A 17,121-nucleotide genomic window follows, 5' to 3' on the forward strand; every position below is an offset into this window, starting at 1 on the left:
AGGCTTCAGATAAAAATGCTTTTAGCATCTCTCCGGAAACTGGGCTTCACTTCATATGAAGCAAAGGTCTATGTAGCTCTTGTGAAGCATGAGACGGCTACCGTATCGACCCTGCATATTGGTTCGGGTGTTCCGAACTCTGCCATATACGGGGCGCTTAAAAAGCTGGAGAAAAAAGGTATAATTAAATTCCAGAACACAAAACCAATGCGCTACAGATGTATCCCTCCGGAAGAGGCCATTGGGAAGCTTAAAAGGAATTTCGAAGAGGAATGTGATGTTGCTCTTAATGAGCTGAATACTATCTATGGTGAACCATCATGCGAAAAAAACGAAGAGCTTATATGGACCATCAATGGTGTTCGCAATGTTACCGATAAACTGATACAGATGCTTGAAAGTGCACAAAAGGAGATCCTGATACTAAGTTCTTCAACATCTTTCCATACCATTGCAGAAAAATACGCATCCTTAAAAAAAGATTATAGCACTATAATTGGGATCTTTAACAGGAAAACTTCAGAAGAGGGTGTCAGTCTGAGGGTGATCAGTTCATGCGAAGAGGAAGCCGGAAGGATATATGATATGGTCCCTCTTGCTTCTGTCAGGATCAATTCAATGAAAAGATGTCCGATATCCCTGAAAAGCTTTGTTGTGGTTGTGGATAATTCGGAAATGCTTGTGGATATTATAAAAGAGGAAGATGGTGAAACAGACCTGACCGCTGTCTGGACAAACGGAGCGGAGTTCTCTTCCACAATGTCACATTTGTTGAATGCCAAATGGCAGACATCTGACAAATATGGTCCTGCAGGGTGTCATTAAGAGTTCTTTTGAGGTGTCTTTTTGGGGATGTTATTCTCACTGTCACCAATTTTCATTTTCCAGCAAACAGGTGATAAGTTTGATATAGCTTTTGTATGTATTATGTGCACATCCAAAAAACAAAATCTTTTTTTATAAGAGGCATTCTAATGAACAACGAATACATCCAGAGATTAGGAAAAGAGCTCATAGATATACTCCGGATCGGGACTTCTCCGGTTGCTGTACTTCTGGTAAAGGCCGATGAAGAGATCCCTGCAGGAATCCCTCGCATAGATGAGAACACAAGACACTGCCAGATGGTCGATAATGTAAGGAGGCTGGGTACTCAGTTCCATTCTTTGCTTGATGACCATATGTGCAAAGGCGGAGCTGCTGTCATGGGGTTAACGGAAATGAGCCCGAAACTCAGGACCGGGGAGGTCTATTATAATCTAAATCATTTCCATTCTCTTGATTCTGCAAAGGCCACCATGGAGAAGGTTCCGATGGTTCCGGGAAACTCTGTAAAGGCTGTTGTTTATTCCCCGCTTGAGAAAGCCACGTTCACACCGGATGTGATCCTTATAATCGCCAGGCCAAAAGAGATCATGGAGCTTTCACAGGCTTTGCTCCACAAGTCAGGAGGGCGTGTGAATGCCGGATTTGCAGGCAAGCAGAGTGTCTGTGCAGACGGTGTTGCCTATCCCTATCTCTCCGGTGAGGCAGGAGTGACCATCGGGTGCAGTGGAAGCAGGAAATACACCGGGATACAGGATGAAGAGATGATCATGAGTATTCCTGTGGATATGCTTGAGAGCCTTGTAGAGTCTGCAAAGGCAATGTTTGGTACTTACGCCTGCTAATCACTTTGTGATGCAGTCCGGTACTGCAGGTGCCGGTCAACTTCTTTTTTTACACCGGGGATCATTTTTCCTTTTGAACAACAGTACCATTTTTACTACGGATATGTTTAAGATGCTTTGTAATATATCTCTTCTGCACTGCCAGTCTTTATTATGTTTTTTGATGATATAAGTTTCTCAATTATGGGCTTAAGTTCCGGATCACTGATACCCAGTGATGTGCATATCTGCGTGAAAGTGCAGGGTCTTCTAAGTATGAGGGCATAGACCTCTTCATCTATGTTTCCGTGTCTCATCTTTGAGCGTTCTCTTTTCAGTCCTTTGAGCACCAGTCTGACCCTGTCTTTTCCAAACTCTTCATCGAACCTGCAGGCAATTTCCTTTAATCTTGCATCCGGGACCGCAGTGATGTATTTCTCTGCAGGAGGCCGGCTGACGGTCAGTATCTCTATTTCGTCAGGGTCTATCTCTCTGATGACCTCTATCAGCCTGTTAATCTCCCGGTTCGTACAATTCACCGGGAAATCGATTGCAGAATCAACCAGCATTATCTCTATTCCCAGCTTAGGACGTTTTTCCATTTTTTTGATGGCTTTCAATCCCTTTATGATGTTCTCAAGTCTGATGCCGGCTGCAGGCCGGCTGATGGCTCTGAAAGTGTCTTCATAACCGGATACAAGAGTTGCAACCACAAGATCCGCTTCAGCAAGGTTTAGGCGGACTTCCTCTCTTTCAACAAGTGAAGAGTTAGTCAAAACGCAAACAGGATGTTCACTGATCTTTCTGATGCCTTTGATCATATCCCCAAGTCTAAGATTCAGGGTAGGCTCACAGGTACCGGAAAAGGTGATGTAATCCAGATCCAGGATGTTCCTGTGATATGACCGGATGCTTTCTATAACCTCTGCCGGGGTCACCGCTCCTTTTACATCTTCGGGCCCTGTGACCTTGTAGTCCACATGATCAAGCTGGCAATAGACACAATCGAAGTTGCAGTTCTTCTTTCTTTCTGTATTTTTTATTATATCAATGCCCAGTGATCTCCCCAGCCTCCTTGAAAGGATGGGGCCGTAAATAATCCTTGTTTTCATATGAGTGCTTCCTGCTTTCCTGTTGAATGTTTTCAGGCTCAGAGTTCTGTACTATATCCTGCAAATATTTCCACGAAACTTTCAGGATACAACTGCCTGATCATTTTCTTATGTACTGTACAGTGACCTGCTCCTATCATGTGCATGTTCCTGAACAACTCATATTCCTGGCTGTCATGCAAACCGCCAAAGATACCTGATATCGTGCCATAACCTGTGGCAGCCTTAATTATTGACCCGGGACCAGGATGTGCACAGCCGGTAATGATATAGAGGCCTTTACCGGAATCGATGACAAGTGATTGTTCCTTTATTGAATCCCCAAGTTCTCCCGTAGTGTATATGTCTTTGCATATATCCTGAGGGCCATTTATTTCATGCAGTCCCCGCTTTCCCCTTGATATCATTTCCTTCTTGAGATTTGCTGAAAAGCTCTGTGGGACATAAATGTCTACATTCGGATTCCTGTTCAGGAAAGTGGTCACGCCGCCGATGTGATCCCAGTGCTGGTGGGAAAGCACAAGAGTGTCAATGCTTTGCGGATCAATGCTTAGCTTTTCCATGTTCTTGAGAAGTACATGTCCATCCCACCCTGTATCGAACAGGACCTTGTTTTTATTTGTCTCTACAAGGCAGGCAAACCCCCATCCACTTTCCAGTCCATCTTTTGCCTCATTATCATAAACAACTGTAAGTTTCATCCATTCACCTCGCTCAATGAAATTGTCTTAATCTTTGATGCCAAACCGTTTTCTAAGATAATATCCGGAATAGATGGCTCCGGCAGGATTATGTGCAAGCACACGGTCTTTTACTATCAGGGTTGTTACCGGGGCGGCTGAATGTTGTGTGAAAAGGATGTCGTGACCGATGCACAGGCCGATTATTATGTTCAGCTGCGTGTCCTTTTTCTTCAGTATCATTGCCTGGCCAAGCGGATTGCAGGTCGGCTCGAAATATTCAGACTGGAGCTTTTCAAGGCCGTATTCATCTTTGTCGATAGCTGAAAGCTTGCAACATACTGAAAAAACGTCAAAGTCCTTTTCCAGTATTTTCTGGATGACCTTTGCCTCCTCTTCAAGCCCGACACAAAAAGCCAGTCCCAGTCGTGTGTAGCCCATCTCTTTTGCATAGAACATTAGCTCTTCAAGCCTTGTTTTCTGCATGTAGTACCGGGATTCCACTGCAGAAGAGACCTGCACGGACGCAAGGTCCGGTCCTTCATATTTGATGTTATCGGTTATGCCGGCACAATCTTTGCCTTCACGGCACATCTTATCATCACAAAGTGCACATTTCATCTTGATCACCTGGTCGTCCCTAAGGTCAATTGCATATATAGGTATGTATTCTCTCATATGAGATAAAATGTACAGTTATGTGTTTTTAATTCTTGTTTTTGGCCGTTAAAAGGAAAATAATATCCTAAAAGACAAAAAGAAGGTTATGATGTCTGAAAAAAACCGAAAAAGACATTAGCAAAAAAAGTAAAAAAAAACTAAACAAAATGAAAGTAAAATAAACTAAAAGTAAAATAAACTAAAAATAAAATAAACTAAAAATAAAATCAGATGAACCTGAATTGCGATATATGCCAAGAGCAAAAGTAATCACTTCTGTCTCGCTTTCTGCATAGGTCCCTGGTGTATCTTTTCAAGCGCTTCTATCATTTTCCCAAGGTTATCATAAGGGATACCTGCTATCATTTCTTCGTTCTTTATATCCGTTGCCCTGCGACATCCGAAACATCCAAGGCTCATGTTCATTTTTCCTGTGAGGAGGGGGATGATGGTGGAATCAACGCATGTTGCCTGGAAGGCGGCTGTACTGAAGGCCTGTCTGCCTCCTTCAAAGAAGGTTGCCGCAGGGATGAGCCAGTAAAGGGTTTCGGGAAGATCTACAAGGACAACGACGTCAGGTTTTGTTTTAAAGTCCTTAAGAGGGCCAACAATGGTTGCAATTGTACTTTCCTCTCCAAGTTCAAAGCGCTGACAGATCATATTTGCTGCAGCATCGCAACAGTCGAACATGCCTATGTTGGCATGGAATTCACCTTCCTTTACTTTTTGTGGTGTAGGTACCAGCCCAATGCTTGATGCACCCACTACACAGGCGTGTTTTTCGGCGGGGATCACAAAAGATTCTCCTTTCCTTGCTTTCATTATTGACTGGCAGTGTCTTATACTGCTTTCCGGTTCTTTGAATGATTCTGTTGGCTTATTCCCCTGTTTTATTATTTTGACTCCAACAGGTTCATATCTAAGATCAAGCATTTCCTTTAACTTTTGTGAAATCTCTGTGTTATCCATGCGATCAACTTCCTGATTAATGTATAGGACATTGATCTTGTAGAATATTTATCTTTCTAATATGGACTAATACCAAAAAAAGTTACATTAGATCTTTTACATATCTGTTGCTGTATTTATGGGTTTAGATGCAGATTATTTCTGCTTCTGTTCCATCGTCCCAATTTCTGGTATTGAAATACATTTTTTTATATTGTTTGTTTAAATCATGTTTCAGGGGTCTTTATGTATGTTTACCGTTAATCATATTTTTTTAAAATCTTTTTTTTGGCCTTTTATATTTGCAGTGAATGCAAACAAGTATATTCTTTTATATATTATTAATTTGTAATTTGATTTATTGCTTTTTGAACTCTCAGAGGTGTAAATGTGCATGTGGTAATAATAGGCGGTTTTTTAGGTAGCGGGAAAACAACGACTATGGTTAATATGAGTAAATATCTTGCCATGAAGGGTTACATAGTGGCATTGATACTCAATGAAGTAGGGGAAGCTGATGCTGGCGTTTGTCATTTGAAAGGATATAGTGTATGTACAAAGGAAATAACCAATGGCTGTATTTGTTGCACGCTAAATGTCAGCATGAAAACAGCGTTGACCGGCATCCGTGATACCTATAATCCTGATTTTGTTATTGTAGAGCCATCTGGTCTTGCTTTCCCCTGGATGGTAAGGGAAAACCTTGAGTTAATGGACCTTGGAGATTCGATGACCATTGCTCCGATCGTGACCCTTATCGATGGGGTGCGTTTCAAGGATCTGATGAGGGGTTTACGGGTATATGCTACCCGGCAGATCGAAGATTCTGAAATACTTGCCATCAATAAGGCGGATGTTGTCGATCCTGTTCAGCTTTCTTTGTTCAAGGATTCTATTGGACAGCTAAATCCGGAAGCTACAATACTGACTATGTCTTCCGGGGAAAAGGATGAGGGTTTTTTTGAACTTATGGATGTGCTCTTTCCTGCAGATCTGCTTGAGAAGACTGCATCTTCCAGGGTGAATGGTACTGCGCCTTCTGTACGCACTTCTAGTACAGTTATATCTAACTCTTTTGGAGTCTCTCCTGAAGATCAGGCCTATTAATGCATTATTTTTTTGTTTTGTTATTTTTCTGCGGTGCTTATTATTTTAGAATATTCTGGCTTTGTGGTGCTTTTCTACTTCAAATTCTGTTCCTTTCTGCCAGATTCTTTTTTTTGCTCTATATACAATCATTATTACGTCTAAATTTTTCAACAAATGTAATAAAGCACCTTAAATGATTGTGTTTTTTGTTTTATATATCTTCTATGTAATATACTTCTTTTAATGTGGCATTCTTGTGTTCCTTCTTATAGTAATGTTATGTTCCTTTAAACTATCTATTGATTCTATTTTTATTTAATCGACAATGGTTTTTCAATATGTATTGTTTTTGGATATACTACAAATTAATGAATAAGTTTATATTTGATAACAATCTACTATTTTATGTCTAATTATGTGGAGGTAGACAATTTGGATGCGATCATAATCGGCGGATTTTTAGGCAGTGGTAAAACAACCACTGTGATCAATGTAGGTAAAGAACTTGCAAGCAAGGGCCATAAAGTTGCAATAATAGTGAATGAGGTAGGTGAGGTAGGTATCGATGGAGACCTGATATCCAAATACGGACTGGATACTAAGGAGATAACCAATGGTTGTATATGCTGTACACTTAAGCTCAACATGAAGGCCACGCTCACTGAGCTTTATAATTCCTACAATCCGGACTATGTTATTGTTGAGCCTTCCGGCATAGCTTTTCCCAATGTTATCAAAAAGGAATTCGAACTGATGAATTTCGGGGATAATGTAAGGGTGGCTCCCCTGGTAACCCTGATAGACGGGAGCCGTTTCAAGGATATAATGAAATCCGTAAAGGTCTATGCTTTGAGGCAGATAGAAGATGCGGAGATCCTGGCCATTAACAAGACCGATCTGGTAGATCCTATCAGGGTCCCGATACTTGAGGAATCGGTGCAGCAGTTAAACGCGGCGGCAAAAGTTATAAGTATGTCTTCAAAAGCAGATGATGAAGGGTTCTTAAAGCTAATGGGAATGATAGTTGCTGATAAGGTCCAGGTGGATAATGCTCCTGTTGCTTTCAAAGGAACACATGCTCCTCCTGTGCATACGGAATTCGTGGCATTTGTGGATCATGAAGGGGGCGACCATCATCACACACATTACGATAGTGAAAGCTCCGGATTAGCCTCATATGCCAATGATTACAGGATACTGGAAGATGATATCGATAGTGAAACCGCAAAGCAGATCACAATTGAGATAGCTGAAGGGGTGAAAGCTGAGATCATTAACCACAGCCCTGAATTTGTAGGCCATGTAAAAATGTTCCTGGAGGCTCCTCTGGAGACTGTGAAAATAAGTATAACCTCACATTCAGAAAGTCCTGCGATCAACATAATAGACACCAGTGCACACTCTGGCCCGAGGTTTAAGATCCTTACTGCAGTTTCGGGTATTGATGAGAATGAACTTGTACGTTTGGTGGATAAGAGTGTGGAAAGTGCTTTCAGCAGGAGGGGTATGGTTTCCCAGCGACTGCATGGTCCGCACAGTCATGGGCACGACCATCATCACCACGACGATGATCACGATGAAGACCATGAGCATAAGGATCCGCATGAACACAAACATCATCATTCACATGAACATGAGCATGCGCATACAGATGAACACGGGCATGACGAAATGAATGAGGATATCTATGACCATGACCTGGCGCTATGTGACACGGAAAGTGGTGACTGCCAGATATGAGGTACTTTTTCCTATGAGCTGAGGCCGGGACATATTGCGTCGGAGTATCTAAATGCAAATAGTCATTGTAAGTGGTTTTTTAGGTAGTGGTAAGACTACTTCGGTTATCACAATGAAAAAATATTTTAAAAGTAAAGGTTACCGGGTAGCAGTGCTTGTAAATGACATCGGTGATGTTGGAGTTGACGGACAGTTCATAGCCAGGAACGGGCTGGAGTCAAAGGAAATGCCACGTGGTTGTATCTGCTGCACCCTCAGGTATGCTCTGGAAGCTAATATATCCCTGGTACAGGCGCAGTATGATCCTGATATTCTTTTTATAGAACCTACAGGCGTTGCTTTTCCACTGAGGATAAAAGAGCAGATAGAGAGGATGGACTTTGGCCCGGAGATAAGCATGGGCCCCGTTATAACGCTTATCGACGGGAGTAAGTTCGGTGAGCTTATGGGACGTTTTACAGATGCTATTATAAGGCAGATAACCAATGCCGATATTGTCATCTTGAACAAGACGGACCTTCTTGACAGGGAGCAGCTTGCAGAGTTCAAAGCTACTATACAGGAGCTCAATCCGAATGCACAGTTCTACGCATTGTCCCTCAAAGATAAAAATGAAGATAAAGCACTTGGCAGCCTGCTGGAGACAATCGGGTCTGGTATCAGGCCGGTTGCCCCTTCCTTTTCAGCTACATCTGATCAGAAGCTGTCCGGATATGACATCGATTCCGGAAACATTGCCAAAGCTCTTGCATGCACAACTGAAGAGGATGATGATTTTGACCATTTCAACGTAAGTAGTTATGCCGATTCCTATGATGTCACAGGTTCCCTTGACAATGAGGAGGCAATGGATCTTGTCCTTGATGTAATGCAATCGGTAAAAAATAATATCCTTGGCTTTAATCCGCATTTCCTGGGTCATCTTAAGATGATCCTCCACACAGGAAGCGTGTCCATGAAGGCCAGTGTGACATCTTACCAGGATAAGCCGGAGGTGGAACTTGTGGGCTCCGGGGCTGATGACGCAGGTAAGTTCACGGTCTTTGCTGCGGTTACAGATGTTGCACGGGACAACCTTGCCGATATCATTGAAGAAGCGGTCCTTTCCAGGTCCTGGCAGCTAGGGATAAACGCATAGCATCGGTGCATATAAAGGTGTTAAACTAAGGTTTTAGATATTCTTGAACACTTAGTTCCTGTCAGGCCTGTTCACTGGGTGTAAGTTAAGTGATAATATCATTATCTTCTTCTTCCTCTTTTTTCCATGACATTACATACTCTGTAAAACCGGAATCTCCATTAAGTCGTTCTTTTATGATAATGAATCCGCAATTTTTGTAAAAAGCGATTGCCTGTATGTTTTGCTTATATACTCCTAATTCTAAATCCATGTATAAGGATTTGCAATGGTCAACCAGTTTTTTGCCGATTCCCTTGCCCTGGTATTCTTCCGCAACGAATAAAGCGCCAATAAATGCACCATCAATGACACTAATAAATGCTTTGATTATGCTGTCTTCTTTGTAAACATATGTTTTAGAAACCGGCAGGTATTGCTCTTTGACAAGGTTATAATTCTTGATCCAGTAATTTTGCGGTATGAATTGGTGGGCATTAATGTTTGTCCTTAACCAGATATCCATAACAGCTTCGATGTCGGATATCTCTAAATTTATGATCATTGATTCATTATTATATTAAATGACTATGTATATATTTCGCAGACAACTACGGTGTTATATGTTGGGCTGGCCTGCGAAGCCGTTACAAAAAGTTGTTGTAATTCATATTACAACAAATACACATAATGTCTAAAGTACTTCCTGTACTCTCTTGAAGATAAGTCCTGCAATGAGCTTATCACTTCCAAGAGGATTTGCGTAAACGATCTTTACCTTCTGTCCGTCTAACTCCACTTCACCTTCATTTGTCTGCGGGTCCAGGTCAAGGAATTCAGGAATATCTTCTGTGAGGTGGACCCCGGATGCAAGGAATATGGGCGTTGCAGCTATTTTTGTTACACCTGTGCCTTCAAATGACATTAGTGCTTCTTTTACAGTAGGTTTACTATGCTCTACGAATCCTGTTTTGATCACATATTCAGGATGATCTTCTGCTATCATGTTTGCGATCTCGGTAACAACCTGGTTATTGTAGGGTAACCTGCTTCCATGTCCTATAATTAAAATACCTATTTTGTCACTCATTACGTAGCCTTCCTTTCAAAACACTATTATCAATATGGTATATATTAGTTGCTAAATCGAATACGTTTCTAAGTTTTTATAATATATTCTCATATGCTAAAAACAGATGGCTTTTGTATTTTTCTATAATTCTGAAGATCGATCCTTCCCGGTCCCGGTAAGAACAGGGAACATTTTTGCTCTTTATGAGCCAGGAAAAAAGTCTGTGAAAATAAGCTATTAACAAAGGTATATTCGAAAAAAGAAGACTGTGTCAGTGACACAGCTTAGAGAACTTCCTGTGCTCTCTTGAAGATAAGCTCTGCAATGAGCTTGTCACTTCCAAGAGGTTTTGCGTAGACTATCCTGACCTTCTGTCCGTCAAACTCTATCTCACCCTCGTTAGTCTCAGGGTCCAGTTTAAGGATTCCAGGGATGTCTTTTGTGATGTGGATGCCTGATGCAAGGAATACAGGTGCTGCAGCTATTGTTGTTACTCCGGTGCCTGCAAAGGACATGAGCGCTTCTTCTACGGTAGGTTCGCTGTTCTCCATAAAGCCGGCTTTGACGATATACTCAGGGTGGTTCTCTGAGATCATGTTAGCGATCTCGGTGACAACCTGGTTGTTGTATGGTAATCTGCTGCCGTGTCCAATAGCTAAAATTCCAATTTTTTCACTCATAATGTAACCTTCTTTGTATGCAATAGTATTATTCAGAATAATGTTTGTGTTACTTAACAGGGGGATAGTAGGGTGGTTATGTGATATAATGTTTTTTGTTTGAACTCATATCATTGTTCATAACGTTTCATATACCATTAATGAATCCGCTCTTCCCCCGCATACACATACATATCCCGCCCCCTCACAAACGCCACCAGCGTGATCCCTGCCTCTCTCGCAAGCTCCACAGCCTCACGCACCGTAGCACCTTTACTCGCAACAAGAGGGATGCCGGCATTCACGGCCTTTGAGACCATGGTGGATGCAAGCCGTCCGGTGGTCACCAGCATACACTGTGAGAGGTCTGTGCCGTTCATCAGGGCCTTACCAACGACCTTGTCCACAGAACATGCCCTTCCCACGTCCTCGCAGAAGAAGAGTACTTCTCCCGCAGTATCGCAGATCATTGAGGTGTGTGCTCCGCCGGTCCGGTGCCATATCCTGCCAAGCTCTTTTAGCTGGCTGACTGCATGGGTGATCGCATCAGTAGTGAATTTGGCATTGGAATTGATGTGTTTGATAGCATCCTTGCGGTATGATGTTGTTCCGCATCGCTCAAGGCGGGTGAGTTCCTCAAGTTCAGGAGTGTTAATTTCAATTTGACAGAATATAGTTCTGTCTTCGATCTTTATCGAATCGACCTTTGTATCAGGTTCAATGAATCCCTCGCATACGAGAAATCCCAGTGCAAGCTCCTCAAGTTCGTAAGGGCTCGCAAAAAAAGTCGTTACATGGACGTTATTCACGAAAAGTTCTGACTTTTCCTCGATTATAACGTCCACAGTAATGTTTTGTTTATCGTTCTCAGTGATCTGCAGGCACTTCATCGGGACATAAAAGGGTGAGGAGACGTATTCCTCATCCCTGCGGAAAACCGTGGTCTTCCTGTTCCTTTCTGAGTACCGTTTCTCACTCATGCTTCCTTTTTGGCCTTTATCTTTGCAAAGAGCTGCTTAAGGGTATCCTCATTGCTCTTTGTTTCAGGGAATGGTGAGTCTGTGAACGGTTCGAAATATACGGGCACATTGTCCAGTCTGTAGAACGTACCGTCACATTCCATTGCATCTATAACACCAGGCAGAACCACATCGGATGCAGTTGTTGTCGGGCATGGTGCAATGTCTATGCACACCATTGGTATCTCTGCAAGGTACTTTGCACTGTCTGCGGGAATGTGGTTAACAAGGTCTGCTGACATGACAAACGCAGCATCAACGTCCTTCTCTCTGAGAAGGTCCACACAGGTACTCTCACCAGGGTTGTACCGTGGGTATCCCTTCATGAAGTCAAGACCGAATGGGTAACCGTAGAGATAGGATGCAAGCTGGTTGAATCCTGCTACGTTACAGTGGCCTCTGAGGGCACCGATGTTACACTTGGTGTAGTTGTTCAGTTCTTTCACAAGATTCAGTGCTATCTCTATGTTCCTGTGCTTGCCGTATGAAGATGAAACACCAAGACCGACGTAGATGGCTACGAAGTTTGATTCCTTCATCATCTCAACTGTTTGCTTCATCACGGATATTGGAATTCCTGTGATCTCTTCAACAGATGGGTGAGGTTCCCTTCCGTTAAGGATGGTGAACAGTGCACTGAGGAGCTCATAGTCCGAGTTGGGGTTAAGCTGCAGGTGCAGGTCCGATGCAATGGCTGTAGGGGTCACCCTTGGGTCCACTGTGACCATGGTCCTGTCAAACCTTCCTCTCTTTGTCCAGTAACCTCTTGGGAACACTCCATACTTTGACATGTGCCTTGGCATGGATTCCAGTGCATTGACGCCCCAGTAGACGATCATATCGGCCCTGTTCTTTGCCTGACCGGCAGTAGCTCCGACCATGCCCGATTCCTGAATTCCCATTACAGTTGGTCCGTGACAGATGGTTGCGTTTGAGTCTGCAGGCGCGCCAAGGTATTCTGCAATATGGAGTCCCACTTCCTGTGCCTCGCATGATGTCTCACTTCCAAGGAAGAATAATGGACGCCTTGCATTGACCAGTATGTCGGCTGCCATTTCAAGTGCCTCATCCCAGCTTACGTCCTTAACTTTGCCATTTTCCCTGATGGTTGGTTTCAGGAGCCTGTGATTACTCACAACTTCCTGGAACTTGGCGTTACCCATCTTGCATGCGTTCTGGACATCTATTGTACGGTTCTTGGAATCCAGATCTATCTGGACGTCGTCACATGAACCTCCGCAAACCGGGCAGATAATGTTCTTATAGACCATTTTATTCCCCTCCCATGTACAGCTTCAGGACTACAGCCTCGGCGCTGAGGACCTCTTCATCGGTAGGCTCTACGAAAACAGGGCATCCCTTGTAGCGTGGTGAGCCTGTTGAGAATGTGTCTGGCTCCACAACTACATTTGCCCAGATGGACCTTGGTATGAATACCTGGCCGGACCTCATTGCTTCGGTCACTTTTGAATAAACTGCAATTGTATGCTTTCTGTCCCTCGTTGTAACTGCCACCTTCTCGGGGCATCCCAGGGATGTGAAATCCTCTGCACACATCCAGCAGACTGCACATTCTTTTGTGTACTCGTCGGAATACTTGTTGCCGCCTTTGGCAAGTCTTCCTTCATCAATGGTACTACCTGTATTGAGTAATGCTTCCATGGATATCACCTCACAGACACTCGTTGTTCTCACAGGACACATACAGTGTGCCCTTTCCTTTCTGCGGGATGGCATAATCGCCTGTGAATTTCTTGTATTCTCCGGGACACTCGATGTCATTGAACTTAAGGTCTGACTCGATGCCTGTCATCTCAAATCCTGGTGTGAATCTCTCGATACAACCTCCGATGACAATGGTGCCGCCAGTCATTTCCGCTGCGACTGTTCTGACAGCGTTTCCTTTCACGACTATAAGGCCGCCGCTAATGCGGATGCCGCAGAAGTGCTTTACGTTGCCTCCAATGACGATTTCACCGCCGGTAAGGCCTCCGCCTACCTGGCTGACCGCGTCTCCGTCCACAGTGATGCGTCCTCCGCTCATGCCTTTCCAGCTGCCACGGTATGCACAGCCAAGGTGGTCCTTTGTATTACCTTTGATGTGTATGGAACCACCTTTCATTTCCATGCCTGCCCATGATTCTGCGTCACCTTCGATTATTATCTCGCCACCTTCCATCCCGGAGCCAGTATGCATTCCTGCAGATCCTTTGATATGTACCCTGCCGGCTGTCATATCCTGTCCGATACGCTTGACCCTGGGGATATCTCCGTCTATGATGATGGTAGTATCCTCTGCAGAGCTTCCGCCATTGCCTTGAACTGAAAAGAAATCGGTGAGCGGGTACTCTTTTGGACCCTGCCAGACAAGTAATTTTCCAATCTCGTCGGCACTTTTTCCGGCAAAGTTGTCAGGTGTGACAACTTCTGCCTCTACGGTAAGGTCGAAATTTCCTGTTGGTTTAAGAATTACGTCTGCCATTAGAATCACTTCTCCGCATTGACCTGGATCGGTGTGGGGTTTGCCAGGTACTTCTCAGGTGTGGGGTAGTTGTTGAAACCGAGAGTGTAGTACTTGAACCATTTCTTTACATCCTCAAGCATCCTCTTCTCATCATCAGCATCCACTGCAATATCTGAGTAGAAAGTGTTCTTCTGCGGGATGGCAACGATCTCACCCATCTGTGAGACGACCTCTCCTGCCTTGATGGTATATGCAGCATTCTCAAAGCCCCTGATGATGCTCTCGTAATCGTTGACCTCAAGTTTCTTCGGGTCGATGTTATAAATTGCAACATCACCGTCTGCACCGATTCCAAGGGTACCCTTCCTGTATGACATTCCGATAGTCCTTGCAGGGTTTGCACGGGTGATGGTTGCGATCTCAAAGAGGTCCATTTCCCTTGTCTCAGCACCAAGGTCGCTCCGGTCCTGTGCCCATTTGTGGCATTCATCAAAGGTATCCTGTCTTGCTTTGTTGGACATAAGCCATGCAATGATCTGCGGATACTTTATGAATGGACCGCCGTTGGGACTGTCAGTTGTCATGATGCTCTTCCATGCGTCCTTGACATAGAGCAGCACTTCAAGACCCATTGCCCACTGTACACTGTGTACGGGGTTGCTCTTGAGGTATTCGAATGGAAGTACACCTGATCCGCACTCACACTCAACATCGGTGTTTGACCATTTGTGGCCTGTAAGTACATAGAGGTCGTGAATTGCAGGACCGTCACCTGTCATGACAGTTGCGTCACCGAAAGGTACGCATCCGCTGTCCATTACAACGTGATCCATATTGTTCACATAATCGGTGATTCCCTTTACACCGGATTCGAAGTCTCTCCACGAGGTACCGCCAAATGCATTGAACTGGCAGTGAGTAAGATAAACTGACTCATGCCTTTTAGCATTCTTCTTTGTCTCGGCCCACTCAACGTCGGTGTTCGGCTTTGCCTTGACGTTCTTTGGGATCTTGAGTGAGTCTCTTGTAATTTCCCAGCAGCCCGGGTGTCCCAGGTTGTTTGCATGGAGGTGCACAGGCATGGGGATGCCAAGTTTCTCGTTAATTTCGGTAAGACTCTTTATGATCTCCTCGGGTGTGACCTCAAAGTGGATGTTTGCCTGGTCAAGAGCTCCGACATTTTCGCCCCAGCCCCAGTTCTCAACACCTGCGGGGTTGACACACTTAATACCATAGGTCTTGTGCGTCCTCATCATCCATGAGATGTAAGCTGCCGCCTTATCGATATCCCCTTCCTTGAAGTATCTCATGAGGAACCAGTTGTTGCCCAGTACAAGATATCCACCCATATCGATCATTGGGGTTGAGCGCATTTCCTCATGTGTGTGGCGGGCTTCCATTGGAGGTACAGCTGCCTCGAAAACAGTTGTATATCCCATCTTGGAGTATTCGTATCCTCCAAGGTAAACAGAAGGCACGGTGTATCCGCAACCGGAGTGTGTAATTGGTGTTCTCTTCTGGTAGAACTTGTAGTGGTCCTCGGGCCTCATCATCCTGCCGACGTTGACCTTTGCTCCTGCTACGTGGGAGTGTGAGTCCACGCCACCGGGCATAACAGTCTTGCCCCTGGCATCGATCTCCTTCACATCTTTCATATCTGCGCCGGAGAGCTCAGTAACGACCTTTCCGTCCTTTATGAAGATGTCCATCATTTCCCCGTTTATCTCATTGAGGGGATCGTAAACGTAACCGTTCCTGATTGCAATAGTTCCTGGCATTTTCATTCCTCCCTTCTCTCAAGTGCGATGGCACCTACCGGACAGATCATGACACATGCAGCGTCCGAACCACATACGTCCTGGTTCACGACCTTCACGACACCATTCCTGACTTCAAGTATCTTCTTAGCATCGACCTCGTTAAGGTATCCTGCTCCTACTTCTTCATCGGTTGCGTTGACAGGACAGACTATCACACAGTTGCCGCATCCAAGGCATGCATCTTCATACGTGACCAGCCTGGAGGTAAGTGTGGGTCTTTTCATCTCATTATTGAGCAGTTTCTTCTCAAGGATGCCTTTCTTATCGACTTCAGGGATAATGGCTGTCTTTGTAACAGTGATAGCATCTACCGGGCATGCCATGTCACATGCACCGCAGTAGATACATGCATCAGCGCGCTGTGCTATTTTGTCAACCCTTTCCCCGGCTTCCCAGTCCGGGTTGAAAAGAGCATTACAAGGGCACGTATCCACACAGGTGCGGCAGGCAGTACAGGTTTTCTCATCCCTGAACCATGTACCTTCAAAAGGCTTCTCCACCTTAATAGCTTCTGCAGGACATACAGCTTCACACCATCCGCAGTGTATACAACATTCTGCGTCAATGATGGTCTCGCCGTCAACCTTTGCACTTCCGTCGTTTGCAAGCCATTGTTTCACTTCAATGCATCCCTGGGGACACACCTGCTCACAAAGTCCGCAGTGGACACAATTGTCATTGACCGTTGTGTCTTTAAGTGCAACGCTGATGTAACTATTGTCATTTACAGACTTTCCATCCTGTTTCATTTCAAGTGCACCTGTGGGGCATGTCTTGGCACAGATCCCGCATACAATGCAGAGTTCTGTCTGATTCTCAAGGAAATCCTTGTCAATAAGTCCTCTTGCTACGGCTCCTACTGAACCGAGAACTAATGACCCTTTAGGACATGCCATAACGCACGTTCCACAACCGATACACTTCTCTGGTGTGTATTCCAGTTGTTTGCTGTCTTTTACTCCAAACACTACTTCGTTCATCTGATCTTCTCCGTAATCCTGCCTAGGAATTAAAATGCTTTCAGGTCAATGTCCTGTAGATGATTGCAGCAGTTCTGCAAATGCTTTGCAGCATTAAATGCTAACGTCACTA

The 17,121-nt window shown here is 44.3% G+C and carries 18 protein-coding genes; 5 read left to right on the forward strand and 13 right to left on the reverse strand.

Features of this window, described 5'->3' with window-relative positions:
* The first annotated feature begins 15 nt into the window (after positions 1–15).
* Both V7O64_RS13765 and V7O64_RS13770 read left to right on the forward strand, forming a co-directional pair.
* Positions 16–825 (forward strand): TrmB family transcriptional regulator, encoded by an 810-nt coding sequence (locus V7O64_RS13765; RefSeq protein ID WP_407355939.1) that lies wholly within the window; start codon positions 16–18, stop codon positions 823–825.
* Between the two features lie 149 nt (positions 826–974).
* On the forward strand, positions 975–1,670 hold the full coding sequence (locus V7O64_RS13770; protein WP_407355940.1) for a DUF169 domain-containing protein: 696 nt from the start codon (positions 975–977) through the stop codon (positions 1,668–1,670).
* Positions 1,671–1,777: 107 nt separating this feature from the next.
* On the opposite strand, the gene V7O64_RS13775 is transcribed toward V7O64_RS13770, so the two are convergent.
* From V7O64_RS13775 to V7O64_RS13790, 4 genes are all read right to left on the reverse strand, one after another.
* The gene (locus tag V7O64_RS13775) at positions 1,778–2,761 is read right to left on the reverse strand and encodes a radical SAM protein (protein WP_407355941.1); all 984 of its coding nucleotides are present in this window, start codon (positions 2,759–2,761) and stop codon (positions 1,778–1,780) included.
* Positions 2,762–2,799: 38 nt separating this feature from the next.
* A complete protein-coding gene (locus V7O64_RS13780; protein WP_407355942.1) occupies positions 2,800–3,462 on the reverse strand; it encodes an MBL fold metallo-hydrolase in 663 nt (220 codons plus the stop codon).
* Between the two features lie 27 nt (positions 3,463–3,489).
* Positions 3,490–4,119 (reverse strand): DUF1847 domain-containing protein, encoded by a 630-nt coding sequence (locus tag V7O64_RS13785; protein WP_407355943.1) that lies wholly within the window; start codon positions 4,117–4,119, stop codon positions 3,490–3,492.
* Between the two features lie 252 nt (positions 4,120–4,371).
* Positions 4,372–5,070, reverse strand: coding sequence for a DUF169 domain-containing protein (locus tag V7O64_RS13790; protein WP_407355944.1), 699 nt, complete (start codon positions 5,068–5,070; stop codon positions 4,372–4,374).
* A 369-nt stretch (positions 5,071–5,439) separates the two neighbouring features.
* Between V7O64_RS13790 and V7O64_RS13795 the strand changes: the two genes are divergently transcribed.
* From V7O64_RS13795 to V7O64_RS13805, 3 genes are all read left to right on the forward strand, one after another.
* Positions 5,440–6,156 carry a GTP-binding protein gene (locus tag V7O64_RS13795; RefSeq protein WP_407355945.1) on the forward strand — a complete coding sequence of 239 codons (717 nt, stop codon included), beginning with the start codon at positions 5,440–5,442 and terminating at the stop codon, positions 6,154–6,156.
* Between the two features lie 414 nt (positions 6,157–6,570).
* Positions 6,571–7,878 carry a GTP-binding protein gene (locus tag V7O64_RS13800; protein WP_407355946.1) on the forward strand — a complete coding sequence of 436 codons (1,308 nt, stop codon included), beginning with the start codon at positions 6,571–6,573 and terminating at the stop codon, positions 7,876–7,878.
* Between the two features lie 52 nt (positions 7,879–7,930).
* Positions 7,931–9,016 carry a GTP-binding protein gene (locus V7O64_RS13805; RefSeq protein ID WP_407355947.1) on the forward strand — a complete coding sequence of 362 codons (1,086 nt, stop codon included), beginning with the start codon at positions 7,931–7,933 and terminating at the stop codon, positions 9,014–9,016.
* A gap of 85 nt (positions 9,017–9,101) precedes the next feature.
* Here the strand turns inward: V7O64_RS13805 and V7O64_RS13810 are convergent, their stop codons facing one another.
* The 9 genes from V7O64_RS13810 to V7O64_RS13850 form a co-directional block, all read right to left on the reverse strand.
* Positions 9,102–9,560, reverse strand: coding sequence for an N-acetyltransferase (locus V7O64_RS13810; protein ID WP_407355948.1), 459 nt, complete (start codon positions 9,558–9,560; stop codon positions 9,102–9,104).
* 129 nt (positions 9,561–9,689) lie between these two features.
* On the reverse strand, positions 9,690–10,085 hold the full coding sequence (gene cfbA / locus V7O64_RS13815; RefSeq protein WP_407355949.1) for a sirohydrochlorin nickelochelatase: 396 nt from the start codon (positions 10,083–10,085) through the stop codon (positions 9,690–9,692).
* Positions 10,086–10,351: 266 nt separating this feature from the next.
* Positions 10,352–10,747, reverse strand: a complete 396-nt coding sequence (cfbA, locus tag V7O64_RS13820) for a sirohydrochlorin nickelochelatase (RefSeq protein WP_407355950.1) — start codon at positions 10,745–10,747, stop codon at positions 10,352–10,354.
* A gap of 137 nt (positions 10,748–10,884) precedes the next feature.
* The gene (gene fdhD, locus V7O64_RS13825) at positions 10,885–11,706 is read right to left on the reverse strand and encodes a formate dehydrogenase accessory sulfurtransferase FdhD (RefSeq protein WP_407355951.1); all 822 of its coding nucleotides are present in this window, start codon (positions 11,704–11,706) and stop codon (positions 10,885–10,887) included.
* Positions 11,703–13,016 carry a formylmethanofuran dehydrogenase subunit B gene (locus V7O64_RS13830; protein ID WP_407355952.1) on the reverse strand — a complete coding sequence of 438 codons (1,314 nt, stop codon included), beginning with the start codon at positions 13,014–13,016 and terminating at the stop codon, positions 11,703–11,705. Before V7O64_RS13830 ends, fdhD begins: the two co-directional genes overlap by 4 nt.
* A gap of 1 nt (position 13,017) precedes the next feature.
* Positions 13,018–13,407 (reverse strand): molybdopterin dinucleotide binding domain-containing protein, encoded by a 390-nt coding sequence (locus tag V7O64_RS13835; RefSeq protein WP_407355953.1) that lies wholly within the window; start codon positions 13,405–13,407, stop codon positions 13,018–13,020.
* Positions 13,408–13,417: 10 nt separating this feature from the next.
* Entirely contained in the window at positions 13,418–14,227 is an 810-nt protein-coding gene (locus V7O64_RS13840; protein ID WP_407355954.1) for a formylmethanofuran dehydrogenase subunit C, read from the reverse strand.
* A 5-nt stretch (positions 14,228–14,232) separates the two neighbouring features.
* A complete protein-coding gene (locus tag V7O64_RS13845; protein ID WP_407355955.1) occupies positions 14,233–15,987 on the reverse strand; it encodes a formylmethanofuran dehydrogenase subunit A in 1,755 nt (584 codons plus the stop codon).
* A gap of 2 nt (positions 15,988–15,989) precedes the next feature.
* Positions 15,990–17,009 carry a 4Fe-4S binding protein gene (locus tag V7O64_RS13850; protein ID WP_407355956.1) on the reverse strand — a complete coding sequence of 340 codons (1,020 nt, stop codon included), beginning with the start codon at positions 17,007–17,009 and terminating at the stop codon, positions 15,990–15,992.
* Between the last annotated feature and the right edge of the window lie 112 nt (positions 17,010–17,121).

Origin of the sequence: Methanolobus sp. WCC5 (assembly GCF_045690325.1) — an archaeon.
Lineage (GTDB): Archaea > Halobacteriota > Methanosarcinia > Methanosarcinales > Methanosarcinaceae > Methanolobus.